General features: G+C 44.4%; 22 protein-coding genes. 19 read left to right on the forward strand and 3 right to left on the reverse strand.

Annotated elements, in window-relative coordinates:
• The first annotated feature begins 3 nt into the window (after positions 1-3).
• From murC to SWH54_06810, 19 genes are all read left to right on the forward strand, one after another.
• Complete coding sequence (murC, locus tag SWH54_06720; GenBank protein MDY6790945.1) at positions 4-1,371, forward strand: UDP-N-acetylmuramate--L-alanine ligase; 1,368 nt, start codon at positions 4-6, stop codon at positions 1,369-1,371.
• An 83-nt stretch (positions 1,372-1,454) separates the two neighbouring features.
• Positions 1,455-2,402: a UDP-N-acetylmuramate dehydrogenase gene (murB, locus tag SWH54_06725; protein MDY6790946.1), complete on the forward strand. Its 948-nt coding sequence runs from the start codon at positions 1,455-1,457 to the stop codon at positions 2,400-2,402.
• The gene (locus SWH54_06730; protein MDY6790947.1) at positions 2,392-3,258 is read left to right on the forward strand and encodes an FtsQ-type POTRA domain-containing protein; all 867 of its coding nucleotides are present in this window, start codon (positions 2,392-2,394) and stop codon (positions 3,256-3,258) included. The genes murB and SWH54_06730 overlap by 11 nt, the downstream gene beginning before the upstream one ends.
• Before the next feature lie 67 nt (positions 3,259-3,325).
• Positions 3,326-4,552 carry a cell division protein FtsA gene (gene ftsA, locus SWH54_06735; protein MDY6790948.1) on the forward strand — a complete coding sequence of 409 codons (1,227 nt, stop codon included), beginning with the start codon at positions 3,326-3,328 and terminating at the stop codon, positions 4,550-4,552.
• Positions 4,553-4,815: 263 nt separating this feature from the next.
• Positions 4,816-5,994: a cell division protein FtsZ gene (gene ftsZ, locus SWH54_06740; protein ID MDY6790949.1), complete on the forward strand. Its 1,179-nt coding sequence runs from the start codon at positions 4,816-4,818 to the stop codon at positions 5,992-5,994.
• 88 nt (positions 5,995-6,082) lie between these two features.
• Entirely contained in the window at positions 6,083-7,819 is a 1,737-nt protein-coding gene (locus tag SWH54_06745; protein ID MDY6790950.1) for a TIGR03960 family B12-binding radical SAM protein, read from the forward strand.
• A gap of 286 nt (positions 7,820-8,105) precedes the next feature.
• Entirely contained in the window at positions 8,106-11,114 is a 3,009-nt protein-coding gene (locus SWH54_06750) for a response regulator (protein ID MDY6790951.1), read from the forward strand.
• Positions 11,115-11,152: 38 nt separating this feature from the next.
• A complete protein-coding gene (locus tag SWH54_06755; protein ID MDY6790952.1) occupies positions 11,153-11,482 on the forward strand; it encodes an Hpt domain-containing protein in 330 nt (109 codons plus the stop codon).
• Positions 11,483-11,530: 48 nt separating this feature from the next.
• Positions 11,531-12,736 carry a response regulator gene (locus tag SWH54_06760; protein ID MDY6790953.1) on the forward strand — a complete coding sequence of 402 codons (1,206 nt, stop codon included), beginning with the start codon at positions 11,531-11,533 and terminating at the stop codon, positions 12,734-12,736.
• 54 nt (positions 12,737-12,790) lie between these two features.
• Positions 12,791-13,651: an HDOD domain-containing protein gene (locus SWH54_06765; protein MDY6790954.1), complete on the forward strand. Its 861-nt coding sequence runs from the start codon at positions 12,791-12,793 to the stop codon at positions 13,649-13,651.
• 23 nt (positions 13,652-13,674) lie between these two features.
• On the forward strand, positions 13,675-14,505 hold the full coding sequence (locus SWH54_06770; GenBank protein MDY6790955.1) for a response regulator: 831 nt from the start codon (positions 13,675-13,677) through the stop codon (positions 14,503-14,505).
• A 110-nt stretch (positions 14,506-14,615) separates the two neighbouring features.
• A complete protein-coding gene (locus SWH54_06775) occupies positions 14,616-14,984 on the forward strand; it encodes a hypothetical protein (protein ID MDY6790956.1) in 369 nt (122 codons plus the stop codon).
• A 411-nt stretch (positions 14,985-15,395) separates the two neighbouring features.
• On the forward strand, positions 15,396-15,836 hold the full coding sequence (locus SWH54_06780; protein MDY6790957.1) for a cytochrome c3 family protein: 441 nt from the start codon (positions 15,396-15,398) through the stop codon (positions 15,834-15,836).
• Between the two features lie 82 nt (positions 15,837-15,918).
• A complete protein-coding gene (locus SWH54_06785; GenBank protein MDY6790958.1) occupies positions 15,919-17,202 on the forward strand; it encodes a 4Fe-4S dicluster domain-containing protein in 1,284 nt (427 codons plus the stop codon).
• A complete protein-coding gene (locus SWH54_06790; protein ID MDY6790959.1) occupies positions 17,195-18,154 on the forward strand; it encodes an RnfABCDGE type electron transport complex subunit D in 960 nt (319 codons plus the stop codon). Before SWH54_06785 ends, SWH54_06790 begins: the two co-directional genes overlap by 8 nt.
• 1 nt (position 18,155) lies before the next feature.
• Complete coding sequence (locus SWH54_06795) at positions 18,156-18,749, forward strand: RnfABCDGE type electron transport complex subunit G (GenBank protein ID MDY6790960.1); 594 nt, start codon at positions 18,156-18,158, stop codon at positions 18,747-18,749.
• A gap of 14 nt (positions 18,750-18,763) precedes the next feature.
• On the forward strand, positions 18,764-19,369 hold the full coding sequence (locus SWH54_06800; protein MDY6790961.1) for an electron transport complex subunit E: 606 nt from the start codon (positions 18,764-18,766) through the stop codon (positions 19,367-19,369).
• 124 nt (positions 19,370-19,493) lie between these two features.
• Positions 19,494-20,069 (forward strand): electron transport complex subunit RsxA, encoded by a 576-nt coding sequence (gene rsxA / locus SWH54_06805; protein MDY6790962.1) that lies wholly within the window; start codon positions 19,494-19,496, stop codon positions 20,067-20,069.
• 9 nt (positions 20,070-20,078) lie between these two features.
• Positions 20,079-22,157 (forward strand): FAD-dependent oxidoreductase, encoded by a 2,079-nt coding sequence (locus SWH54_06810; protein MDY6790963.1) that lies wholly within the window; start codon positions 20,079-20,081, stop codon positions 22,155-22,157.
• Between the two features lie 30 nt (positions 22,158-22,187).
• Here the strand turns inward: SWH54_06810 and SWH54_06815 are convergent, their stop codons facing one another.
• From SWH54_06815 to SWH54_06825, 3 genes are all read right to left on the reverse strand, one after another.
• Complete coding sequence (locus tag SWH54_06815; GenBank protein MDY6790964.1) at positions 22,188-23,147, reverse strand: RluA family pseudouridine synthase; 960 nt, start codon at positions 23,145-23,147, stop codon at positions 22,188-22,190.
• Positions 23,148-23,179: 32 nt separating this feature from the next.
• Positions 23,180-23,770 (reverse strand): CarD family transcriptional regulator, encoded by a 591-nt coding sequence (locus SWH54_06820; GenBank protein ID MDY6790965.1) that lies wholly within the window; start codon positions 23,768-23,770, stop codon positions 23,180-23,182.
• A gap of 149 nt (positions 23,771-23,919) precedes the next feature.
• Complete coding sequence (locus SWH54_06825) at positions 23,920-25,941, reverse strand: sodium-translocating pyrophosphatase (GenBank protein MDY6790966.1); 2,022 nt, start codon at positions 25,939-25,941, stop codon at positions 23,920-23,922.
• Positions 25,942-25,956 lie beyond the last annotated feature (15 nt).

A 25,956-nucleotide genomic window follows, 5' to 3' on the forward strand; every position in this document is an offset into this window, starting at 1 on the left:
ATTATGTATCTTAAAAAATATCATATACACTTTGTTGGAATCGGCGGGATCGGAATGAGTGGTATTGCGGAGCTGCTGATTAATCTCGGCTACAAGGTTTCCGGTTCCGATGTGAAATCATCAGATATTACCAGGCGGCTAAAAAAGCTTGGTGGAATTATTTTTAAAGGTCACCGGAAAAATCATATCAGCGACTCAGATGTAGTGGTGGTATCTTCTGCAATTAATGAAAAAAATGCGGAAGTAATGGCTGCAAAAGAAATGTCTATACCTGTCATACCAAGAGCAGAAATGCTGGCAGAACTTATGCGCCTGAAATACAGTGTGGCTGTTGCCGGTGCTCACGGCAAAACATCGACCACATCTATTGTCTCTACTGTTCTCGAAAAAGGTGGGCTTGACCCGACTGTTGTTATCGGAGGAAAGCTGAAAAGCATCGGTTCCAATGCACTATTAGGACATGGGGATTTCATTGTGGCCGAAGCAGATGAGAGTGACGGGTCGTTTCTGAAAATGTCTCCCACCATCGCAGTCGTGACAAACATAGACAGAGAACATCTCGATTTCTATGCAGATCTGGACGACATCAAAAATGCATTTTTAAGCTTCATTGACCGGATACCCTTTTATGGTCTTGCCGTACTTTGTCTTGATAATGAGCCGGTACAGAGGCTTATCCCGGAAATCAAAAAACGCTTTACTACCTATGGGATGAGTACCCAGGCAGACTTCCAGGCAAAAAATGTTGAATTTGACGGGTTGAAAAGCAGGTTTTCAATCCATCACAATGGAAAATTACTTGGTGACATAACGCTGAACCTTCCAGGCATTCATAATGTGTATAATTCAATGGCAGGCATTGCCGTCGGAACTGAACTTGATATTGATTTTGAAGTGATTAAAAATGCTCTGGAGAAAGTTGAAGGTGTTCAACGCCGTCTTGAAATCAAGGGAGAAAAAAATGGAGTGATCATTGTTGACGACTATGGTCATCACCCCACTGAAATCAAAGTAACGCTTCAGGCTGCTAAGGAAAGCTGGCCGGATAGGAGAAAGGTCGTCGTATTTCAACCCCATCGTTATACCAGAACCAGGGCTCTGTTTGATGATTTCACCCGTGCTTTTTACCAGTCGGATGTATTGGTTGTTCTTCCTGTTTATTCAGCAGGAGAGAAAAAACTCGAAGGGGTGGAGAGTGATCTTATGTGTGAAAAAATCAGGGCACATGGCCACAAGCTGGTTATCGGCAAAAAAAGCATCAACGGAGCAGTTTCCCATTTGAAGAAGGTTTTAAAGCCGGGAGATATCCTTCTTACTCTGGGGGCTGGAGATGTCTGGAAAGTTGGAGAAGAAGTATTAAAAACAATATAGGCTGGCAGGCCGGGATGATAGGAGACTTATGTAATCATGGTTTCCCAGCTGTTTGACCTATTAATCCGAGTCAGGGCTAAAATATGCCATTGGAATCTGATGCAATAAATTGGCTGGCAAGCCGTTTCAAAGACCGCGCCAAATTTGACGAACCGATGTCCAGGCATACTCATTTTAAGGTGGGAGGACCGGCCGATGCATTCGTTGCTCCTGAAAACAGAGAAGACCTTGCACAGCTTGTTGTTTGGGCCGGCAGCAAGGGAATCCCTTGGCTTATAGTTGGAGACGGGACCAACCTACTTGTTAAGGATCATGGAATTCGCGGAATTGTCGTGGTTTTAACAAAGTGTACTGAAAAAATATCTAAAAAAGCAGAAAATAAGCGGGAAGTATTTATAACCGCGCCGGCAGGTGTAAAATTGCAGGAGCTATGCTCATTTGCCATAAAAAGAGGTCTCGGAGGGATGAAATATGCCGTAGGCATTCCAGGCTCAGTGGGTGGCGCTATTAGCATGAATGCAGGAACGGCATATGGCTCAACAGCGGATGTTCTGGATGACGTCTTGATCATGCTTCCCGATGGTCAAACCAGAGGAATAAATAAGATTGAAATTGATTTTTCTTACAGAAATCTTTCTTTTAGAAAAAACATCGGTACCGATAAAGACCGAGCCATTATCCTTGAGGGCTCTTTTCGTCTTTATCCTTTTGATTCAGCAACGCTGGAAAAAGAAGCCCAAGAGATTCTGCGAATGAGAAAAAAAAAGCAGCCCATTAACCTTCCCAGCGCAGGAAGTTTTTTTAAAAATCCTCCACAGGGAAAATCTGCCGGCCGGCTTATTGAACAAGCAGGATTAAAAGGAAAAATAATCGGGGGAGCGCAAGTTTCCCCTAAGCATGCAAATTTCATCATAAACACAGAGCGGGCATCTGCTTCAGACATACTTCGACTGATGGAATTTGTTCAGCAAACCGTATTTAAAACTTTCAACATTGAACTTGAACCAGAGGTGAAAATTGTTGGGTCGTAAGCCTATCCGACCGAATCATTACCGGCGGCCTGCAAAAAAGAAGGATAGATATCCTTCGGATTTACTGCGTACGCTTTATAAAGCAACAGCGGGACTAGCTGTTTTATGCGTGATAAGCAGCGTCTTTGTATTCATTTACGATTTCATCATCCAGTGTGACTGTTTTGAAGCAAAAAACCTGACCGTTAGCGGAAATCACATGTTTTCCGACAAACAGATCATCCATCAGGCAAATCTTAAAAACGGAGTCAATATTTTTTGGGTTAACCTGGCAATCGCTAAAAAAAGACTTCTGGCGCACCCTTGGATTGAAGAAGCCGATATCAGCAGAAAACTTCCTGCCGGCATAAATATCAGCATAAAAGAACATCAAGCTGTGGCAATTGTCGACTTTGGACGTCGTTTTCTTATAAATGATAAGGGAAAGATGTTTAAAGAATGGGCTGCCGGAGACCCGGATGCTCTTCCGGTCATTAACGGGCTTAGATATTCTGATATTTCTATTGCTTCTGAACTGTGCTCACATGACAGGAAAAAAAGTAACATATCTTTATACATGAGAGAACGCAGCAACCCGTTTGAGGCTGTAATGGATATTTTACGCCTGGGTCAAAGGGCTGAAAGCGTTCTTCCCAATAAAAGCATCAGACAAATTATGGTGGACAAAGAAATAGGAATTACAATTTATGCGTTCAATAAAATTAAAGAAATAAAGCTGGGATATAAAAATTATGCGGATAAATATGATCTGCTACAAAAAGTACTTCTTTATATAAAAAAAATAAATCGCTTTCAAGATCCGGTTTCAATCGACTTGAATAACTTTAATCGTGTGGTAGTGAATCTGGCGAGATGAAGCATGTAAAACATTTGGTAACCGTTGGACAGTCGCCATCTAGTTTTAATGCCATAAGGAGGTTAAAATGCAGGAACAGGAAAATATTGTTGTCGGGCTTGACATAGGGACAACGAAAATCTGCGCCGTAGTTGGCGAAGTCTCCAAAAATGAAATAAATATTATCGGTATTGGAACACATCCTTCCATCGGGCTTAGAAAGGGCGTGGTGGTAAACATAGAATCAACCGTTGAATCGATAAAAAAGGCAGTGGAAGAGGCGGAACTTATGTCCGGATGTGAAATCTCATCCGTATATGCCGGTATTGCAGGCGGCCATATTACCGGTTTTAACAGCCGTGGAATTGTTGCCATTAAAGGATCGGAAATCACCGAAAATGATGTTGACCGGGTGATCGATGCAGCACGTGCTGTGGCAATTCCCATGGACCGCGAAGTGATACATGTTCTTCCCCAGGAATTCATGGTGGATGATGAGCCGGGCATTCAGAATCCTGTAGGTATGGCAGGTGTCAGGCTTGAAGCAAAGATCCATATCGTCACCGGTGCGGTGACATCTGCCCATAACATTGTCAAATGTGCAAACCGGTCCGGTCTTGATGTGTATGACATTGTCCTCGAATCGCTGGCTTCGGGTGAAGCGGTACTCACCGATGAAGAAAAGGATCTGGGCACGGCCCTTTTAGACCTGGGTGGAGGAACAACAGATCTGGCGATTTTTTCTGCTAAAAATATCAAGCATACATTTGTACTTGGTCTTGGCGGTAATAACCTTACCAACGATATTGCAGTCGGCTTACGTGCGACTCATGCGGATGCGGAAAAGATAAAAATGAAATACGGAACTTGTATTTCCAGTAGTATAAACAGCGAAGAAACCATTGAGGTTCCGGGTATGGGAGGACGTGAATCGAGAAAACTGCCAAGACAGATTCTGGGTGAAATATTAGAGCCGCGTATGGAAGAAATCTTTGCCCTGGTGCAAAGGGAAATATACAGAGCGGGAATGGAGAATCTTATTCCCTCCGGAATGGTTATTACCGGAGGTACGGCACTCCTTGACGGTGTGGTCGATGTAGCCGAATCAATATTTGACCTTCCCACACGCCTTGGGAAGCCAAGGGCGATCAGTGGTCTCGTCGATGTGGTTAATAATCCGATGTATGCCACCGGGGTCGGGCTGGTTTTATATGGTGCCAAAAACAAAACAAAGGATAAATTCAGGATTCGCGATAATAATATTTTCAACCGTATCATCGGACGGATGAAAAAATGGTTTAAGGACGTGGTCTAATAAGTGACTAAAGTGTCTAAAATGAGCTAAAGTGACTGAAGTTAACGTGTTTCATCGTAAACGCCACACGATGTGAGTTACGGGTTTCGTGGTACGAGTTATAAAAAGGGATTATTTCCGATTAACAACTCGCAACCCGCAACTCGTAACATGGGCCAATCAATTCGGCATAGTCGTTTGTCTCTGGCCGGGCCCAAAGGATCAGTTTTTTGAGGTAAAAATAAATGCTTATCATTAACACTCTTTAAACGGGAGGTGGGGAAATGTTTACATATGTAGACAATGAAAAATCAGCTAAAATCAAGGTTATTGGGGTCGGCGGAGCTGGAGGCAATGCCATTAACAACATGATTATGTCCAAGCTCCAGGGGGTGAAATTTATTACAGCCAACACCGATGCACAGTCCCTTGAAATTTCAAATGCACCTGTCAAAATCCAGTTGGGGGAAGAACTCACTCAAGGGCTGGGGGCGGGCGCCAATCCAGAAATCGGGAGGGAAGCAGCCATCGAAAGCCGTGATGCCATCGCCAATGCGCTTGAAGGCAGCCACATGGTGTTTATCACAGCAGGATTCGGCGGCGGCACCGGCACCGGCGCTGCCCCGGTAATTGCAGAAATATGTAAAGATATTGGAGCACTGACAGTTGCCGTGGTGACGAAACCGTTTTCATTTGAAGGGAAAAAACGGGCAAAGCAGGCAGAAGAAGGGATAGATGCATTAAAGCTGGTTGTCGATACAGCCATTACCATTCCGAATGACAGGTTAAGAGGAGTGGCCTCAAAAAATGCAACCATGCTGGAAATGTTCAGGAAAGCGGACGAAGTTTTGCTCCATTCAGTTAAGGGGATCACCGATCTAATCATGATGCCGGGATTGGTAAATCTTGACTTTGCCGATGTAAAGACGACTATGTCCAAGGCCGGTATGGCTATTATGGGTATCGGAATTGCAAGTGGTGATGACCGTGCAACAATGGCCGCTGAACGTGCCATTTCTCATCCTCTTCTTGAAGATATCTCTATTTCGGGCGCACGCGGTGTTTTAATGAACATAACCAGCACCAGTGACTTGACGATGGAAGAAATGACCGAAGCATCCGATCGGATATATAACGAAGTCGGAGATGATGCGGATATTATCTGGGGCGCGGTTGTGGAAGATAGCCTTGGCGATGAAATGAGGGTGACCGTCATTGCCACGGGAATCGGTTCTGAACCTGAGCTATCTCAAAACCACATGGAACTTGCACGCAAAGGTAAAGTCCGGGATATTACTCAGTCTGATCTACAGAATGCACAGAACCTAGATGTCCCTACCTTTATCCGCAGGCAGGAAGCGGTCGGCGAATCCGGAGGTGCAACATACAGGGGCCATAAAGGACTTGTCATCGATAACAACGATCTTGATGTGCCGACCTTTTTAAGAAGGAAAGCGGATTAAGGGCTAAAGCTGAGTGATTGATGATTGATTCATATGGGCAAATAAGGTATCTTTACTCCAGAGATACTTAAAAAAATCATTATCACTGATGGCTAAAAAAACACCTGAAAGATTTGTTGATACAGAGATCGGTACAATACACAAAAACACCGGCGGACGTATCAAGGTAGCACTGGGTTATCCGAACAGATATCATGTCGGCATGTCGAATCTTGGCTTTCAAACAACCTATCGGCTGCTCAACGAAATTGAGCCGGTTGCTTGCGAAAGATTTTTCCAGCCGGAAAACGCCCGCCAGGCAACCGGCCGGATAACAACTATAGAATCCGGAATTCCGGTTTCTGAATTCGATATCATCGCTTTTTCCGTTTCATTTGAAAATGATTATCCAAATATTGCGGCCCTCCTCGCAAAGGCAGGTCTCCCGCTGCAATCGAATGACAGAGGAACCCCCCACCCCCTCGTCATTGCAGGGGGAGTCGCCTGCTTTTTAAATCCGGAACCCATTTCTGAATACATTGACCTCTTTCTCATCGGTGAAGCTGAAGAGATGCTCTTTGACTTTTTCGAGTTTTATCAGCCGGATACAAATAAGAAAATATGCCTTCAAACCATTGCCCAGAATGTGCCGGGCGCATATGTACCTGCATTTTACAAGCCTTCTTATAATAATGACGGTACCCTCGCCTCTGTTAAACCAGTCTGCGATGTTCCGGAAAAAATCACCCGTCCCTTTGTAAAAGATCTTTCTCATGAATCGACTTGCAGCACAATCATCACGCCGAACACAACCTTTGACAGTACTTTTTTAATCGAAGTCAGCAGGGGATGCCCGCATGGATGTCGTTTCTGCAGTGCCGGGTTTATATACAGACCGCCAAGATTCAGACCCATCGGGCTCCTTAAAGAAAATATGAATTGGGGAATGGCCATGACCAATAAAATCGGTCTGGTCGGCGCTTCCGTATCAGACCTTCCGGGTATCGGAAAAATTTGCCAGCAGGCCCTGAAAAAGGATATCAGGATATCATTCAGCTCATTCAGAGCCGATGCACTGTCTTCCGAGCTTCTTTCGGTACTCAGTAAAAGTAAAATTAAAACCGCCACCATTGCCCCAGATGCCGGTTCTGAGCGTTTGCGCAAGGTAATTAACAAAGGAATTACTGAGGAAGATATTCTTGCAGCAACCGAAACCCTGGTTAAAAACGGCATTTTCAATTTAAAGCTATATTTCATGGTAGGACTCCCCACTGAAACCATGGATGATGTCGATGAAATCATGGCACTGTGTAAAAAAATTAAACACCGGTTTTTAAAGTCCAGCCGGCCCCAAAAGCGTATGGGTGAAATAACAGTAAGCCTCAACTGTTTTGTCCCCAAACCCTTTACCCCCTTTCAGTGGTGCGCCATGGAGGAGGTCAGCACCCTGAAAAGGAAAATAAAAAAAATAAAAACCGGTTTAAAAAAAGTCGCCAATGTGCGTGTAAATGCAGATATCCCCCGCTGGGCCTATATTCAGGCGCTGCTTTCCCGTGGTGACCGGAAAGTGGCCCGTATTTTATATTTATTCCAAAAGACCGGCGCTAACTGGGCCCAAACACTCAAGGAATCACCTCTGAACCCGGATTTTTACGTTCTCAGAAAACGCTCTTTTGGCGAGCTTTTCCCCTGGGATTTTATTGACCATGGAATCAAAAAGAATTTTCTTAAAAAAGAGTATAAAAAAGGACTCCAAGCCGAAACATCGCCCCCCTGCCCCATGGAATCCTGCAACATCTGTGGAGTCTGCAATGAAAAAACACAAAAACCGTACCCGCCTATCTGATATACATTCCGGGCAACCTGAGCATAAATCTCACCCCTTTTAAAAAAAATCTAAAGAATTTCTAAAAATAGCCGAAAGTTAACCATAGAGGTATATATTTGAAAAAGATATCAAAATATATCGGGCACTGTTATGGAGAAAAACCATCTTTATGATTTCTTATTTACGAGTTTTTCATCGCTTAAAACGGAATATATTTAGATGAAACAGTATAAATATATCCACAATACAGTTTTTAAGCTGAGGCAACTCCAATTTGAGCGGTGAGTTGGTTGAGGAGACTAAGATGACTATAGGGGACATAATTCATCGATTTTTTGGCAAAAATATGATTGCTATTTGGCTGCGTAAGCAAAAACAAAAGATATTTACCCGGAGTGAACAAAAAGCCAAACAATACCTTGATATTGCCGGTGTAATCATTTTGGCCTTAGACATGGATGGAAATATCACCCTGATCAACGAACTCGGGCTAAAAGTCCTTGGCTATCGAAAGGAAGAAATGCTGGGGAAAAACTGGTTCAGGACCTGCCTGCCAGATCGAATTCAACAAGAGGTTTTAGATGTTCACCGTCAATTAATGCAGGGTGAGATAGCGCAGGCCGAATTCTACGAAAATATAATCCTAAGAAAGGATGGCGGCGAAAGAATCATTTCCTGGCACAACGCCGTTTCTCGAAATTCAAATGGTGAAATCACCGGCACGCTAAGCTCAGGAGAAGACATCACCAAGCGGAAGCAGGTGGAAAAGGCCCTGTTAGAAAGCGAAAAAAAATATCGAAGCATTTTTGAAAATGCCGTCGAAGGATTTTTCCAGAGCACACCGGAAGGTCGTTTTATCAATGTTAACCCAGCCTTTGCCAGGATGCTTGGTTATACATCTCCTGAAGAGCTCATTTCCGCCATTTCCGATATTGCAACACAGGTCTACACAGACCCTAAAGATCGAGACCGGTATCGGCAACTTCTTAAAGAGTCTGGATCCGTAGATATTTTCGAGTCCAAGGTCCAGCGTAAAGACGGTTCGCATATATGGGTATCCGAGAGTGCCCGCGCTATTTTTGATGAAAACGGCAAGATCGTCCGCTACGAAGGCAATATGAGTGACATCACCAAGCGTAGAGAGGCCGAGATGGAGCTCAAAGAAATTAACGATCAGCTTGAACAGGCCATTGCAAGTGCAAACCAGATGGCGATGGAAGCTGAAATGGCAAATATGGCCAAGAGCGCGTTTTTGGCCAACATGAGCCATGAAATACGTACTCCTATGAACGGAATACTCGGCTTTGCAGATTTACTCCTTGAAGAAGAATTGTCCCTGGAGCAGCGGGAAGCTGCTGAAACCATAAAAAAGAGCGGTGAAAATCTTTTAAGTCTGATCAATAACATCCTCGATCTTTCCAAAGTGGAAAGCAAAAAAATAGAACTTGAAACCATTCCCTTTAACCTGGAAAGCCTGATACTTGATGTGGGTGAGCTGGTCAGAACAAATATCGGCGAAAAGCCTGTTGAAATAAACTGTCAAATTGGCGACATCCATACCAACCTGATGGGTGACCCCACCAGGTTAAGGCAAATCATCACCAATCTTACCGGAAATGCGATCAAATTCACCCAAGAGGGAGAGATTGTAATCGGCGTCACCACCTCTAAAGAAGATGGCCAAGAAGTGACACTTACCTTTTATATAAGAGACACCGGTATAGGTATTCCCCCCGATAAGGTGGAGACTATTTTCGAATCATTTACCCAAGCGGATGACAGCACCACCAGGGAATACGGAGGAACCGGCCTGGGACTGACCATTTCTAAAAAGTTTGCCGAATTGATGGGTGGCGAAATGTGGGTCGAAAGTCCGGCGGATTCTCAAACATCATGCGACAGTCATCCAGTCAATGTTGGTCCTGGTGGTGGCCCTGGAAGTGTTTTCTATTTCACCGCCGTATTTAAAAAAGATGTTCGAGCTTCAAAGCAGCCTGTGCCCCTTAACATTGATTCCCTTAAAGGAAAGTCGATACTTATTGTCGATGACAATGAAACCGCCCTTATGGTCGCAGCAGAAATAGTCAAAAGAGCAAAAATGGTGCCGGTATTAGCCAAGAGCGGCGAAGAAGCACTTGATCTCCTGAAAGAAAAGCCCTTGGTCAACGGGCATTCATCATCAGAAACACAAAAAGCAAATGACCATTACCCTGAAGCGGCTCTGATCGATATTGCCCTGCCGGGTATATCCGGCCATGAACTGGCAAGTAAAATATCCGCACGAACCGGCGGCAAAACCAAGATGATCGCCCTGTCAGGCAATCTTTTTTCAGGTGCCTCGGCTGAATCTAAAAAGGCCGGCTTTTCCGGTTTTTTACCCAAACCTGTACGCCCAAAAATTTTGATGGATTTGATTAGAACAATTCTTGGCTCAGGAGAAAAACAGCCTCAAGATATTGTTACCCAACACAGCGTTAAGGAGGCTGTCTCCCACGATATAAGGATCCTCTATGCAGAAGATAATCAGGTCAACCAACTGCTGGGAAAAAAGATGTTCAAGCGTATGGGATATAATAACGTAGAAATCGTTCCTGACGGCCTTATAGCGGTAAATCGAGTCAAAGAAAACAGCCATTATGACATTATCTTTATGGATCTGCAGATGCCGAATATGGGGGGTCTGGAAGCCACAGGCGCCATTAGAAAGTGGGAAACCAAGTCTAGCGATGATCGTTCACCGCTTGCAGAACAAGGCGACAAACCATCAACTCATATACCGATTGTGGCACTTACCGCAAATGCCATGAAAGGAGATCGGGGGATGTGTATTGAGGCCGGCATGGATGACTATATGACCAAGCCGTTTAAACGTGAAGATATTCAAGCAATGATCAGCAAGTGGGTTTCCAAAGTCAAAGCAGAGCCGCTGGTTCCTAAAAAAGCAAAAATACTCCTGGTTGAAGATGATGAGAAGATGCGAAATTCCATCATCCGTCTTCTGCGAAAAGAAATGCCGGCCACCACAGTAATGACCGCCGAAGACGGCATCGATGCCTCCGCCAAACTGGGTAGTTTTGCGCCGGACCTAATACTTACAGATATTATGATGCCGCGCATGGATGGAGCGGAATTCGTCAGGTACGTCCGCAAAACCGACCGATACGCAAAAACAAAAATAATCGCATTGACCGTGCTGCATCAGGATGATTCACGGGTTTTGGATATTATAGATGTCGGGGTTGAAAATGTCATTTATAAAACCAACACAAATGAGGATATTGTTTTAGCTCTAAAGAATGCTCTTGGGGCTTAATCACTCAACCATTTACTTAAATTAAGGGGACACAGACCATGGAACTTGAAAAATTAGCAAAAAATCTGGGCCTTGATCAGGAGGACATCAGAGAACTATTTGAACTTTATGTAGAAACCACCACCACGGATCTTGCTGAACTAAAAGGAGCCATTGAAGCAAATGATGCACAGCTTGCTCATACAAGGGCCCATTCCATAAAAGGTGCATCAGGAAATCTCGGCCTCGATGAAATGTATGATCTGGCAAAACAGATTGATGACCGCGCACGAGTAAACTCTTTAGCTGGACTGGAGGAGCTGACACATACCCTGGAACAAAAATACAACCGCCTGGTAATCGAATTCAAAGAAATCGACCCACCATAAAGTTTTATTCTATTTATCTCATTTAACCGATATCGGAAAAGGTGAATTATGAAGATCCTTATCGTAGAAGATGATCCGGTTTCCCAAAAACTTTTGGAAAAAATAGTCTTGCGTGAAGGCTATGAAGCAATCCTGACAAATAACGGGAAAAGTGCATTCGAGATTGTTAAAAAAGAAGCGGTTGAAATGGTCATTACCGACTGGATGATGCCGAAAATGGATGGACTCAAATTATGCCGGGAGATCAGGCAAGCACACCTTTCCAGATATCTTTATGTTATTTTACTGACAGCCAAAGACCATCCTGAAGATGTCTTAGCAGCGCTTGATGCCGGTGCGGATGACTATATGACAAAGCCGTTTAATCCTGATGAACTAAAAGCCAGGATACTTTCCGGTAAGCGTATTATCGAGCTGGAAGAGAGCCAGAAAAAGACCAACGCCCAACTTCTCCAATCTGAAAAGATGGCTTCGGTGGGCCAGCTTGCCGCAGGTGTGGCCCATGAAATCAACAACCCAACCGGATTTGTAAGCAGTAACCTGAAAACATTGACTGATTATCAACATGATCTTAACAACCTGTTAAAGCATTACAGAAAATTAGTTGTCGATTTAAAGGAAAGCCACCGGGAAAAGCTGTCTTCCACCGTGGAAAAGCAATTAGAGCAGATTTCAAGCCTTGAAGATGGAGCTGATATCGATTTCATCCTGAAAGATATTATGGACCTGATTGGAGATTGCCGAGAAGGAACCGAGCGGATTAAAAAGATCGTCCATGACCTGAAAGACTTTGCTCATCCCGGGGAAGATAAAATTCAATCCGTAAATATAAATGATGGGATTGAAACAACACTGAACGTGGTATGGAACGAGCTTAAATACAAGGCCACTGTTACTAAAAAATTCGGCAAGCTGCCCATGGTCAAATGCTATCCCCAGCAGCTTAACCAGGTTTTTATGAATCTGTTGGTAAATGCTGCACAGGCCATAGAAAAGCAGGGACAAATCAGCATTTCGACCTGGGCCGATAACGGGTTTGTGGAAATAGAAATAAAAGATACCGGATCAGGGATTGACAAAAAACACCTTGGCAGGGTTTTCGATCCGTTTTTTACCACCAAGGATGTGGGTAAAGGAACGGGGCTGGGCTTAAACGTTGCATATAATATTATTAAAAAACATAACGGAACCATTGATGTGAAAAGCCAGGTGGGGAACGGGACTGTTTTTAGAATTAGAATGCCGGTTACCTGAAGTAAAACATCGGCGAAAACCAATAAGATGTATTTGGCCGAAAAGAAATTCATTATGGATTCTAAAGCAATCATGAAAAGGCTGGAGCGGATGGAAGATCTTCCAACCCTCCCACCCATCCTTATCAAGGTAAACCGTCTGCTGGAAGATGTTAACACCTCCGCCAAATCACTGAGTGACACCATAGGAAAAGACCAGTCCATGGTGGTAAAAATATTAAGACTGGTTAATTCCGCTTTTTACGGCTTTAGGTCCAGGATAAGCGATATTTCCAATGCCGTGGTGCTGCTGGGATTTAACACCATCAGAAACGCTGTGATCTCTGTTTCTATCATCAAACCGTTTAGCGGAAAAAATAACCTGGAGGGCTTTGATATAACCGAGTTCTGGAAACATTCGATTGCGGTAGCCGTGACAAGCAAAAGACTTGCCGAAAAGTGCCGTATTGAATCTCCGGATAACTGCTTTGTTGCCGGCCTACTTCATGATATCGGCAAATTGGTTTTATCACAGCATTTTCCAGATCTTTTTGCCAGGATATGGATAACAGCTCAGAAAGAAAACCTCACCTTTTATGAAGCGGAAAAAAGGGAAATTTCGCTAAACCATCCCATAATAGGAAGCTTCCTGGCAAAAAGATGGCAGTTTCCGGATCACCTGGTTGACGCGGTTAAATGTCATCATGCGGTTCGAAAAGACGTTAGCAATTATGAGCTGCTTCTCATTGTTTACGGAGCCGATATGATTGTGAATCACTATGCAGTGACACCCGAAAAAACCATCGACATATCCGCTGTGCACCCTGATGCAGTTGAAATGCTGCAATTTTGCCTGAAAAACACCAGCGAGTGGTATGTCACGCTTAAAGAAGAAATCGAATCTGCTTGTCACTTTTTCCTTAAACAAGAGGAATAAATAAGGCAATTACGGTGAATAAAATGAAACAGAATCGTCACACAGTACTATGTGTGGATGACGATAAGAACATCCTGCGATCATTAATACGCCTGTTAAGAAAAGAAAACTACAGGCTGTTAACCGCATCTTGTGGTGAAGAAGGGCTTAAAGTTCTGGAAAAAAATGAGGTCCACATGGTCATATCCGACCAGAGGATGCCGAACATGAGCGGTACGGAATTTCTGGCTGCTTTAAAGGAAAAGTATCCTGATGTTCTAAGAATAATACTTTCCGGTTATACGGAGGTGGATTCCATTACTGAATCCATAAACAAGGGGCATATTTATAAATTCCTGTTAAAACCCTGGAACGATGAGAATTTAAAACTGGAAATCAAACAGGCCCTTGAACAGTACGATCTTATCCAGGCCAATAAGAAACTTCATGAAAAGGTGGTCCGGCAAAATAATGCACTAAAACAGATTAACCAAAACCTGGAAAAGCTGGTACTAGAAAGAACGAAAACCCTTGAAATTCAAAATCAGGCCCTGGAACTTTCCAGGGCAATACTTGAAGAACTACCTTTTCCGGTAATTGGTATCAGCGCAGAAGGTATGATTGCTTTGGCCAATAAAGCAACGATGGCCCTATCGTTCAACGGCGAACACATCAATGTCGGAGGGAGTCTAGCGGATTTTTTTTCAAATGAGGTGGAACGCACAGTGACCGAAGTGCTCACATCGGGTACACCCTGTTTAATTGAAGGATACCGGCTGGCCGAATTGACATGTGACATTGATTTAATCCCCCTTTCCGGAAGATTTAGCGACAAGGGAATCATTCTTACCTTAAAGGAGTATGAGATAAAGTAGCTGTTCACGGCTTGAATTTTGAAATTCGAAAGCAGCAATTGGTAGCACAAATTTCTAATTTCAACATTTGGTGCACGCTTAGGAAACTTCTAATAGTATAGGAGAAAATCATGAAGAGGCTTAAAATTGTCTCCCCCATTTCAACAAAAAATTCTGACAGCATTGAATTAATTACCATGTCACTTCAAAACCTTGATCATGATCTTTATTTTTTTTTAGATACAAATGAATTGTTTGCCATGAATAAAAAAGATGTTGATATCATTTTGCTTGAACCTGATATGCATTCATGGCAGTGGCTGAATATATCCATTAAGGCGAATCAAATCCTTCCTGGAATTCCGCTGGTACTTTTTTCACTCGAAGCAAATGCTGAAAATGGTTTCTTTCGCCTATCCGACGATGCGCATGTTTTTCTGGCTGATAATGTTAAATCTCTGATGGAGAATTTAGACTATATCGTAAAAACAAAAAAATAATTTCAAAAGAGAGTCCGTGTCAACAAACCGTACATAAAAAACTCTAAAATAAAACATCCGCGCCAAATAAACGTTTTGATCTCTAACAAACTGTTTTTCCTTATTAAAGTGATAAATCGTTACTTATTTCATATCACTCCTTAATCGTTCTTTATTTATTTTATCTTCTGATTTTTATCGTAAAAAACCCTTGAATGATTTTTATGATTGTGCTACGCATGCCTGCATAATGACTCTTTTGTTTTCCCAATAATCAAAACTTGATGGTACTGTAAAAATTGTTTTTTACAAAAGAGCTCGCTTAAATTACAGAGATTATTCTGTTATACTAGTTGGTTATCTCTGTAAGCCCCTCCTTCTGTAATAAATTTAACTTTTTACAAATTCACCCATCTTGAAAGGAAGCGATATATGACTTCAAAAAAAGAACTGCGGGTGGCATATACCCTGGCAATTATTTTATTTGCTGTGGGTGTTTTAAGCTATGCCATTTCCGCCTTTTCCGCCAAAACACCGGACAGCCCGATGAGATTAATGTTCAAAGGTGTGGCGGGAAAAGTTTTATTCGACCACAAAACACATACGGAAGATGCAGGATATGGCATTTCCTGCAACCAATGCCATCACCATCCCGAAGAAGATGAAGCTGCACTTCGTGCATGTGGGGACTGTCATCTTTTTTCAGAAAAAGAAGCTTCTCCTGCCAAGGCATGTGCTGAATGCCATGAGGCCGACGAAATTGAAGACTCGGAGGTCCAAAAAAGAGTAGATGCCTTTCATTCGCAGTGCATTAACTGTCACAAAGAAAATGAAGCCGGCCCTGAAAAATGTGCATCGTGCCATGTCATGTAACCATGCAGTCTATCAATATTTTTCTTCGTATTCTTGTGCCTTTGTTGCGGGAAAAATAATACCATAAATAAAAGGTTCCACTATGATAAAAAGATCATTTTTCGCTTTAGCAACACCCCGTTTTGAATATCAAACTCTCTCGGATGAGTTACCTGAACCTGAAGAAATTTCCGGTTCGCAAAATGTTACCCTTTTATTACGCACTTTCCCGGAACAAAAGGATACAACTTTATCTGCCAAGGAAGGCGATAAAATTAGAACCGGGCAAAAACTGGTATTAAACCGGGATGATCATTATGCAATCTCTTCCGTTACGGGGAATATATCCTCCATCTCTTCTTTTACCGGTGATTTTGGCGCTTATTACACTGCGGTCTCGATTGATGTTTCCGACAATGAAGAGATAGACGAACAATTTGAAAAATATGCCAAAACACCCTCCCTTGATACAGTGAGGAATTTTCTTGCCTGTGTTCCGGGTAATCTGCCGGTAAACTCACTGATTAATCCCGAGAAACCGATCAAAACCATTGTTATTTCAGGGTGTGATGATGATCTTCTGGTTTATACCAACCAGTACATCGTCACAGCCGCCATTGACTCGATAAAATCCGGAATTGGCATATTAAAAAATCTAACCGGTGCAGATGAGGTCATCATCGTTTTGCCCCACGGTTTTAAGCATAAATTCGGTGATATTAACGCCCGAATCCATACTGTTGGTCCCTATTACCCTGCCGCATCTCCCCATTTGATTATGCGGAACATTCTGAGCCGGATCGTACCCGCAGGCAAACATTTTGAAGATTATGGCGTATGCTTTATAACACCGGAAGCTGCGGCTTCCGTGGGTCATGCCTTTACCAGCGGAAAAATACCCACTAAAAAAACAATCACTGTGATCGATAAAAATGAAACCGTTAAGCTTGCAGTTGCAGACATCGGTACTCCCATCCGGGACATTCTAACCGCACTCGACATTACCCTTATTGAAAAAGACAGAATTGTTCTGGGTGGACCAATGACAGGTCACGCTGTATATTCAGATGAACATCCAATCATGCCGGATACCGATGCCATCATGATCCAGGGCTCAGAAAATATTTCACCGGTGTCCGATTACCCCTGTATAAACTGTGGGGACTGTATCAGGATTTGTCCTGCAAAAATACCGATTAACCTGCTGGTCCGCTTTCTTGAAGCAGGACAATATGAGGAGGCTGCGGACCATTATGACCTTTACTCCTGTATCGAATGTGGTCTTTGCAGCCTTGTCTGTGTATCCAAAATTCCCATTTTTCAATACATAAAGCTGGCAAAATATGAGCTAGGACGGATGAGTGAAGCGGAGGAGGTAGATGAGTAATCAAAAAAAATTTATAGTATCCCATGCTCCTTTCTGGCATGACGGAAGCAATATCACCCAAAGAAGTTATCATATCATGATAGCGGCTTTGCCTGCAGTTTTATTTGGAATGTTTCAATACGGACTTCCTGCTGTGGCGGTCGTATCTTTTTCCGTCTCCTGTGCAATTTTCTGGGAACTTGCCATGAATTTTGCGACCAAACGCTCCGTAACCATAGGAGATGGTAATGCTGCTCTCATCGGTCTAATGTTTGCCATGCTCGTTCCGGCCACTTTTCCCTGGTGGGCGGTACTGACAGGTACTTTTGTTGCGGTGATTATCGGCAAACAGATTTTCGGCGGAATCGGAAGCAATGCGTTTAATCCGGTGGTTCTCGCCATTGCCATTTTAATGGTATCATGGAAAGACCTTTTTGATTTTGATGAAGCCCTGTTAAATTATGATCTTGGGTTTACCATGCTCTATCCCATCGCCGCACTTAAGCATTTCGGCACGACCTCAATAGAATCCTTTACTGCAGGTAATCTATTACTGGGAAAACACACCGGGGGCATCGGCGCCACATTCGGCTTGGGCCTGATTATTGGCGGAATTTATCTTATCATCAGGGGATTTATCCGTTGGGAAATCTGTATGACTTTTCTGCTTGCCGTTTTCGCAACCGCGCTGATTTTTAATTTGTATGACGGTGTCCGTTTTGCAGGGCCTGTATTTCATATCCTTACCGGGTATACCCTGGTCGGCGCTTTTTTCCTGGCCACAGAGGATTCTTCATCACCGGTGAACTTTATTCCCATGCTTATGTTTGGTGCCGGTGCAGGGGCATTGACTGTACTGATAAGAAATATCGGTGCCCATGTGGATGGAGTTATTTATGCAATTCTGGTTATGAATCTTGTAAACCCGCTTCTGGACAAGATCCGGCCAAAAGCAATTGGAAAGGTTGGTTAAGATGCGTGAAATGATTAAAATGGTGGTCGTTCTGACACTTTTATGCACCTTTTCAGGGGGGCTCCTTGCCGCCATCCGTGGCGGAACAAAGGAAAGAATAGAATATCAGCAATTAAAATTCGTCAAAGGCCCTGCAATAAAAGCAATTTTGCAGGGTGCATCCAATGACCCCATCGTTGACCGTTTTAAATTAATGGATGGAAAAATTGAAAGGAGTTTTTTCGTCGGTGTATTTGACGGCAAGGCTTCTTCGGTCGCTTTTGAAAGCTTTGGCAAGGGATTCGGCGGGGACATCGGTCTCATGGTCGCAGTCAATCTTGATGATGATAATATTATAGGTGTCGGTGTGACCACGCACAGCGAAACTCCGGGTGTCGGCTCCAGGGCAAAAACAGACCCCGGTTTTGCCGCTCAGTTTAAAGGCTTGTCCATAAAAGATACATTCAAGGTCAAAACAGACGGCGGACAGGTGGATGCCATCTCAGGGGCCACCGTCACTTCTCGGGGAGTCAGTATTGCAGCAACAGAAGCCGGGAAGATTTATCAAAAGCTAAAACCTCAAATTGCGAAAAAATTAGAAGCATTTGCTAACTAGGAGAGGATAAAAAGATGGCCAAAACTATAGTCCAGGAATTCACCAAGGGTCTTTGGGATGAAATACCACCCTTTCGACTTGTACTCGGTTTATGCCCTGTACTGGCGGTGACCAAGACAGTAGAAAACGGAATTGGCATGGGTATGGCAACCACTTTTGTCTTGGTATGTTCCAATATCCTTGTTTCATCTTTGCGTAAAGTCATTCCGCCAAAGGTAAGAATCGCCTGTTTTATTATCATTATTGCGACATTTGTTACGGTGGTGGAACTGGTGATGCAGGCATTCACTTATCCGCTTTTTCTAAAACTTGGAATTTTTATCCCTCTTATTGTGGTTAACTGTATTGTCCTTGGCCGTGCGGAAGCCTTTGCCTCTAAAAACGGTATTTTTGCCTCATTGGCGGACGGACTTGGAATTGGTATCGGATTTACACTTGCTCTCGGTTCTCTTGGAGCCATACGTGAACTTTTCGGAACCGGCATCCTGACTATATGGGAAAAACCGATACAGATTTTCGGGCCTTCCTTTCAACCCTTTACCTTTATGATTGAAGCTCCAGGGGCATTTGTCTGCCTGGGACTTATGCTTTGTGTGATGAACATGGTGGGCTCCAAATAAGGCCACGAAGTTGGAAAGCTCGCAGGGCTGGTAACTAAAGAATCTCCAACCTGCTGGCTTTTCAAATTTTCTGCCTTTGCGGCAACATAAATTATGTACCGGTTTATCCGGGATGGGAGATAAAATGGGTGACTACATCGTCCTTGCAATCAGCTGCATCCTTATAAATAATATCCTGCTGGCCCAGTACCTTGGCAACTGCCCTTTTTTGGGCACGTCAAAGAAAATGGAAACCGCTGTCGGCATGGCCATGGCCGTTGTATTTGTTCTGGTGATGGCAGGCGTTATTACCTGGATTTTTAACACCTATATACTGCAACAGTTTGGTCTCGAATATCTTCGCACACTCTCATTTATTCTGGTTATTGCATCGCTTGTTCAGTTTGTTGAAATGTTTTTGAAAAAGTCTATCCCTGCCCTCTATGCCGGACTGGGAATTTTTCTACCCCTTATTACCACGAACTGTGCCGTAATGGGCGTTTGCCTGATTAATGTCAACGAAGAATATACTTTTCTGCAGGCCCTGGTGACATCATTTAGCTATGCCGTTGGTTTTGGTCTTGCCCTCGTTCTTTTTGCAGGAGTGCGTGAACGCATCCTTCTCGCCAGGGTTCCAAAACCCCTCCAGGATACATCTATTGCACTGGTAACTGCAGGAATACTCTCTTTAACATTTTTTGCTTTTAAAGGGATGGTGTAGGAGGCAGCAATGATAGAAGCCATTCTGGTCATGTTTGGTATAGGCGCAGCATGCGGACTCACCCTTAGTGTTGCTTCTAAAGTATTTTATGTTTATGAAGATCCTCGTATTGCGGAGGTTGAATGGCATATGGCCGGAGCAAACTGCGGCGGATGTGGTTATGCAGGTTGTTCCGCTGCAGCGGTTGCAGTTGTTGAAGGCAAGGCCCCACCCTCTGCCTGCGTGGTTGCCGGAATTGAATCCGCTGTTAATATTGCAGCCATAATGGGTGTTGACCCTGGCAGTGCCGAACCACTTATTTCTGAAAACTCTTGCCTTGGCGGAAACAGAGCGGATGATAAATACCACTATATGGGAATAAACAGCTGTCATGCGCTTGATGCTTTGTATGGTGGGAAAAGAGTGTGCAGTATCGGCTGCCTGGGGCTTGGAGACTGCATAAAGGCATGCAACTTTAACGCAATCAAGATGGGACCCAATGGTTATCCTGTGGTCGATGAAAGCAGGTGTGTCGGATGCGGTGCATGTGAAAAGGTTTGCCCTAAAAATATTCTTACCGTCAGAACCATGTCACAGCGGCTGTTGCATTTTAATGAAGAAGATGATGCCCTTGCGCCCTGTCAACAGACCTGCCCTGCTGAAATCGATATTCCGCTGTATATTTCACAGATCAGAGATGGCGATTACGCAGGGGCGGTTCATACCATTCGCGAACGAAATCCATTACTCCTGTCATGCGGCAGGGTCTGTCCGCATCCCTGTGAATCTTACTGCCGTCGGGGCATAGAAGACGAACCTGTTTCAATAAACCAATTAAAACGTTTTGTGGCGGACTGGGAGATGAATTCCGGGAAACGACTCCCGATTCCATGCGCACCTGATACGGGGAGACGTGTGGCCGTTGTGGGGGGAGGACCGGCAGGACTCAGCTGTGCATATTTTCTGCGCCGCCTGGGTCACGACGTCACCATATATGAAGCCATGCCGGAAATGGGAGGAATTATTAGGTATGGAATACCTGAATATCGACTTCCCAAAAAGGTTCTGGCCTGGGAAATAGAAGGGATTTTGAACCTGGGTATTGAGCATCATACCAACATGCGGCTGGGTGTTGATTTTACTTTAGACTCACTAATCACTCAGGGATTCGATGCGATATTTCTGGGAGTCGGCGCCTGGAATGATTACAGTCTGAAAGTAGAGGGTGAAGACCTTAACGGCTGTTTTAAAGGGATAGACTTTCTGTCCAGGGTGGCCTCCGGTGAAAAAGTGCCCATTGGCCGAAGGGCTGCGGTGATCGGCGGAGGAAATTCAGCGATCGATTGTGTGCGAACCATAGTCCGCCTTGGCGCCGAAGAAGTATCTATTGTTTACCGCAGGACCCGAAAAGAGATGCCTGCAAACGAAGTCGAAATCGTTGCCGCCGAACACGAAGGAATAAAATTTCATTTTCTGGCCGCTCCTGTCCGTGTGGTGGGAGATGATAATGACCATGTGACTCATCTGGAATACCTGAAAATGGAACTTGGTGAACCGGATGCCAGCGGAAGACGCCGCCCTGTCCCCATTGAAGGATCCGAAACCCTGATGGAAATCGATATGCTTATCACAGCCATCGGCCAAACCCCTGATGTTTCCTTTACGGAAAAGGAAAGGCGTCTTAAGGATCTTGAAATTACCCGATGGAAAACCATCGACAACCATCCTGAAACATTGCAATCAAGCATTCCGTATATTTTTACCGCAGGCGATTCAGCAACCGGACCGTCTCTGGTTGTCACCGCCATCGGAGGAGGAAGAAGGGCGGCTGCATCCATTCATCACTATCTTTCAGGAGAACCGGTTGAACCGCCCGAAAAATCCTTGTTTCAAAAGCATATCCAAGAGTCGATTTTTGATTCAGTGGAAGGAATAACCAAAACACCCAGAGCCAAAATGCCCGAACTGGAAGTGGATGAAAGAATCAAATCTATGGATGAAGTTGACCTGGTTCTCGATGAAAAGGATGCGCTGAACGAATCCAAACGCTGCCTGTCCTGCTGCCGACTCTGTTACAACAGAGATAAGATGGCGATTAATTCGAATTAGCTCATAAGAAATAGCTGATAGCGTAAACGTTTACAGAGCGTTGAAATGAGAAATTGGCCCTTCATACCCCAACGCCTTAATACACTCTTCCATATCTTGTGGAATCGGCGATTCAAAAGTCATTTTTTTTTGTAACGCCGGATGAAAAATTTTAAGACGCCATGCATGAAGCATCTGCCTGGTGACTTTTTTTTTAAATCCAACATTCAAAAGACCGCTTCTCATCTTTCGCATACCATAGACCGGGTCGCCTATAACCGGATGGTTGATTGCAGCAAAATGCACGCGAATCTGGTGCGTCCTACCTGTCTTTAAGTTAACCTTAATGAAGGTTGCATTTTTAAACCTTTCACGAACCTCCCATAAAGTTTCGGCCTCCCTCCCCTTATTGCTCTTGGTGGACATTCGTTTTCGATGAACAGGATGTCGGCCTATGGGAAGATGAATTGAACCTGAACCAGATTTCATTTCACCATGCACAAGGACAAGATATTCCTTTTTGATTGTTCTGGACTTGAACTGCAGGGAAAGATTTTCATGAATAGGGGAACTTTTAGCGACGACCAGCGTCCCAGATGTATCTTTGTCAAGCCGGTGTACAATTCCCGGCCTTATTTCTCCGCTGATCGTTCCGATATCAGGGCAATGATTGAGCAAAGCATTTACCAGGGTTCCTGAAAAATGGCCAGGGGCAGGATGAACCACCATCCCGGCCCTTTTGTTAATAACGATCAAATGCTCATCTTCATAAAGGATATCGATTTCAATGGATTCGGGTGCAAATGTTGCAGGAATGGGCGCTGGAACTCTTATTTCTACTATCTCTCCGGCCTTTACCCTGTATCCGGGTTTTTTATTTTCACCCTGGACTTGAATGCGACCTTCAACAATCAACTTTGCGGCATAGGACCGCGAGCAATCCGAAATGACGGATGCCGCCACCACATCAAGGCGTTTTCCGGTATCTGATTCATTGACAAAAACGGTCAAAGCACTCTGGTTGTGCATGATTTTAGGAGGGATTAACTTTCAGGGCTGCCTGCATTTTCCGGATCTTCCGGGTCTTCCAGATCTTCCGGAATGAAAAATGATTTGATTTCTGTCATAATTGTCTTTTCATCGGTATTCCTGGCAGTGGACAACTCCTTAACCAAAAGTACCTGTGCGGTGTCAAAAAGCTTTCGTTCCCCAAAGGAAAGGTCTTTGGTATATTTTAATATGGACAGGTCCCTGTAAACCTCTGCCACATCGTAAAGAGATCCTGTTTTGATCTTGTCCATGTAATCTCTGTATCTGCGGTTCCAGGTCTGGTTATCCATGGGGTTTTCTTTTCTCGCCTCCAACACCTCATAAATTTTGGGAATCTCTTTTACGTCAATAACCTCCCTTAACCCGACAGATTCAACATTCCAGGTGGGAATCATGATAACCATGTTGTTTTCCAGAACCTTCATGATATAAAAATCATGTTCTTCCCCGTTTATGACCTTGCTTTCAATCGCTTCAATCATACCCACGCCGTGCGCAGGATAAACGGCAAGATCACCGATTTGAAATTCCGGCACTTTGCGATTAGCAGGCTGGCCCTGTTCATTAGGTTTTTTATTATTCATATTAACACCACCCATAGGGTTCTTTATAGATTCATCAAAACAGCAGAGTCTTAGTTCATATCACAGCTTTGCCCAATAATCAATAAAAAAAGGATTGGCGCATAATTGCGCCAATCCTTTGTTAAAGTTCATTGGTTACTATATTTTGTTTACAGCAAAAACGGCACTAACAGCAGTGCGACCACATTTAATATCTTGATCATCGGATTCACCGCAGGGCCTGCAGTATCCTTATAAGGATCGCCCACTGTATCACCGGTTACGGCTGCCTTGTGAGCATCGCTTCCTTTGCCGCCAAGGTTTCCGTCTTCGATGTATTTTTTCGCATTATCCCATGCTGCACCGCCTGTGGTCATGGAAATGGCCACAAATACGCCGGTGATAATACTGCCGATTAAGAGCCCGCCAAGGGCAATCTTACCCAGAAACAGGCCGACAAGAATCGGTGCCACAACCGGAAGAAGCGCAGGAACGAGCATTTCCTTTAAAGCAAACTTGGTCACAATATCCACACATGCACCGTAATCCGGTTTTGCGGTACCTTCCATGATACCGGGAATCTCTTTGAACTGACGTCTTACCTCGTCCACAACGGCCCCGCCGGCTCTTCCAACCGCCTGCATGGCAATGGAGCCAAAAAGAAAGGGAAGAAGACCGCCGATAAAAAGACCGATAATCACGCTTACGTTGCTTAAGTCAAATTTCAGGTTAGCCTCACCGCCATGCATGGCAAACTCCTGCGTATAGGCAGCAAAAAGCACCAGGGCTGCCAAACCGGCCGAACCGATGGCATAGCCCTTGGTAACGGCCTTGGTGGTATTTCCCACCGCATCCAGCGGGTCAGTAATGGCACGAACGCTTTCGTCCATTTCCGCCATTTCGGCAATACCGCCGGCATTGTCCGTAATCGGACCGTAGGCATCTATGGCAATCACCATTCCTGTCATGGAAAGCATGGACATGGCAGCCATGGCAAGACCATACAGATCTGCAAAATGATAGGCCAGACCAATGGCAAGACAGATGGCAAGTACCGGAGCCGCGGTGGACTGCATACTTACCGCCAACCCCGCAATGATATTGGTTCCGTGGCCTGTGGTTGAAGCCTGGGCAATATCTTTAACCGGTTTGCGAATGCCGGTGTAATACTCGGTGATGATCACAATCACAACGGTCAGAACAAGGCCCACTAAGGTTGAATAATAAATCGACATGGCCGAGACACCGGGAATGTTACCCATCATATTTTTACATGCAAAAAAGAAGGCGATGGCGGCAAGAATAGCAGCACCGAACATCCCCTTGTACAGAGCGCCCATGATATATTCGCTTGACCCAAGGCGGACAAAAAAGACCGCAATAATAGATGCAACAATGGAAATGGCACCCAGGACCAGAGGAAATTCTGTGGCAATGCCGATCTTTGGAAAGAGAAGGTTTCCCAGAAGCATGGCTGCAACCGCTGTAACCGCATACGTTTCGAAAAGGTCTGCGGCCATTCCTGCACAGTCACCCACATTATCTCCCACGTTATCCGCAATGGTAGCCGGGTTTCTCGGATCATCTTCAGGTATACCGGCTTCTACCTTTCCCACCAGGTCGGCACCCACATCAGCACCTTTGGTAAAGATGCCCCCGCCAAGCCGGGCAAAAATAGAAATAAGGCTTCCACCAAAACCCAGTGCCACAAGAGCAATAACCGCTTCTCTGGAAGGTGTGCCCATATTGATTAAAATTGTATAGAATCCGGCAACTGCTGTAAGGGCCAAGCCGGCAACGATCATACCGGTCACAGAGCCACCCTTAAAGGCCATGGAAAGTCCTGCTGCAAGACCCTTCTTGGCGGCTTCAGCGGTTCTCACATTGGCGATAACCGATACCCGCATGCCGATATACCCGGCAAGAAAAGAGGCAACCGCTCCAACTAAAAATCCGATTGCTGTCTTAAACCCCAAGGCAAAAATAATGATAACAAAAAGAATGATGCCGGCAATCCCCATGCTTTTCAGCTGCCGGTTCAGATATGCAATAGCGCCCTCTTTAACTGCACCTGCAATTTCCTGCATTTTTTCATTTCCTGCCGGAGCGCCTTTAACGACGCCCGCCAGAATAATAGAAAAAATGACCCCCACAACACCCACCAGTGTACAAACCAACGGTAAATAGTCCATTCTTTCCTCCATCTG

The sequence above is a fragment of the Thermodesulfobacteriota bacterium genome (assembly GCA_034189135.1).
GTDB lineage: Bacteria > Desulfobacterota > Desulfobacteria > Desulfobacterales > JAUWMJ01 > JAUWMJ01.

What these genes read in the sequence shown, in the direction of transcription:
- SWH54_06770 (MDY6790955.1), top strand. Translation starts at nt 13,675, where the DNA reads ATGAAACAGAATCGTCACACAGTACTATGTGTGGATGACGATAAGAAC.
- SWH54_06800 (MDY6790961.1), top strand. Translation starts at nt 18,764, where the DNA reads ATGGCCAAAACTATAGTCCAGGAATTCACCAAGGGTCTTTGGGATGAA.
- SWH54_06765 (MDY6790954.1), top strand. Translation starts at nt 12,791, where the DNA reads ATGGATTCTAAAGCAATCATGAAAAGGCTGGAGCGGATGGAAGATCTT.
- murB (MDY6790946.1), top strand. Translation starts at nt 1,455, where the DNA reads ATGCCATTGGAATCTGATGCAATAAATTGGCTGGCAAGCCGTTTCAAA.
- SWH54_06755 (MDY6790952.1), top strand. Translation starts at nt 11,153, where the DNA reads ATGGAACTTGAAAAATTAGCAAAAAATCTGGGCCTTGATCAGGAGGAC.
- SWH54_06750 (MDY6790951.1), top strand. Translation starts at nt 8,106, where the DNA reads ATGACTATAGGGGACATAATTCATCGATTTTTTGGCAAAAATATGATT.
- SWH54_06820 (MDY6790965.1), bottom strand. Translation starts at nt 23,770, where the DNA reads ATGAATAATAAAAAACCTAATGAACAGGGCCAGCCTGCTAATCGCAAA.
- SWH54_06825 (MDY6790966.1), bottom strand. Translation starts at nt 25,941, where the DNA reads ATGGACTATTTACCGTTGGTTTGTACACTGGTGGGTGTTGTGGGGGTC.
- ftsZ (MDY6790949.1), top strand. Translation starts at nt 4,816, where the DNA reads ATGTTTACATATGTAGACAATGAAAAATCAGCTAAAATCAAGGTTATT.
- SWH54_06790 (MDY6790959.1), top strand. Translation starts at nt 17,195, where the DNA reads ATGAGTAATCAAAAAAAATTTATAGTATCCCATGCTCCTTTCTGGCAT.
- ftsA (MDY6790948.1), top strand. Translation starts at nt 3,326, where the DNA reads ATGCAGGAACAGGAAAATATTGTTGTCGGGCTTGACATAGGGACAACG.
- murC (MDY6790945.1), top strand. Translation starts at nt 4, where the DNA reads ATGTATCTTAAAAAATATCATATACACTTTGTTGGAATCGGCGGGATC.
- SWH54_06795 (MDY6790960.1), top strand. Translation starts at nt 18,156, where the DNA reads ATGCGTGAAATGATTAAAATGGTGGTCGTTCTGACACTTTTATGCACC.
- rsxA (MDY6790962.1), top strand. Translation starts at nt 19,494, where the DNA reads ATGGGTGACTACATCGTCCTTGCAATCAGCTGCATCCTTATAAATAAT.
- SWH54_06745 (MDY6790950.1), top strand. Translation starts at nt 6,083, where the DNA reads ATGGCTAAAAAAACACCTGAAAGATTTGTTGATACAGAGATCGGTACA.
- SWH54_06785 (MDY6790958.1), top strand. Translation starts at nt 15,919, where the DNA reads ATGATAAAAAGATCATTTTTCGCTTTAGCAACACCCCGTTTTGAATAT.
- SWH54_06780 (MDY6790957.1), top strand. Translation starts at nt 15,396, where the DNA reads ATGACTTCAAAAAAAGAACTGCGGGTGGCATATACCCTGGCAATTATT.
- SWH54_06775 (MDY6790956.1), top strand. Translation starts at nt 14,616, where the DNA reads ATGAAGAGGCTTAAAATTGTCTCCCCCATTTCAACAAAAAATTCTGAC.
- SWH54_06810 (MDY6790963.1), top strand. Translation starts at nt 20,079, where the DNA reads ATGATAGAAGCCATTCTGGTCATGTTTGGTATAGGCGCAGCATGCGGA.
- SWH54_06760 (MDY6790953.1), top strand. Translation starts at nt 11,531, where the DNA reads ATGAAGATCCTTATCGTAGAAGATGATCCGGTTTCCCAAAAACTTTTG.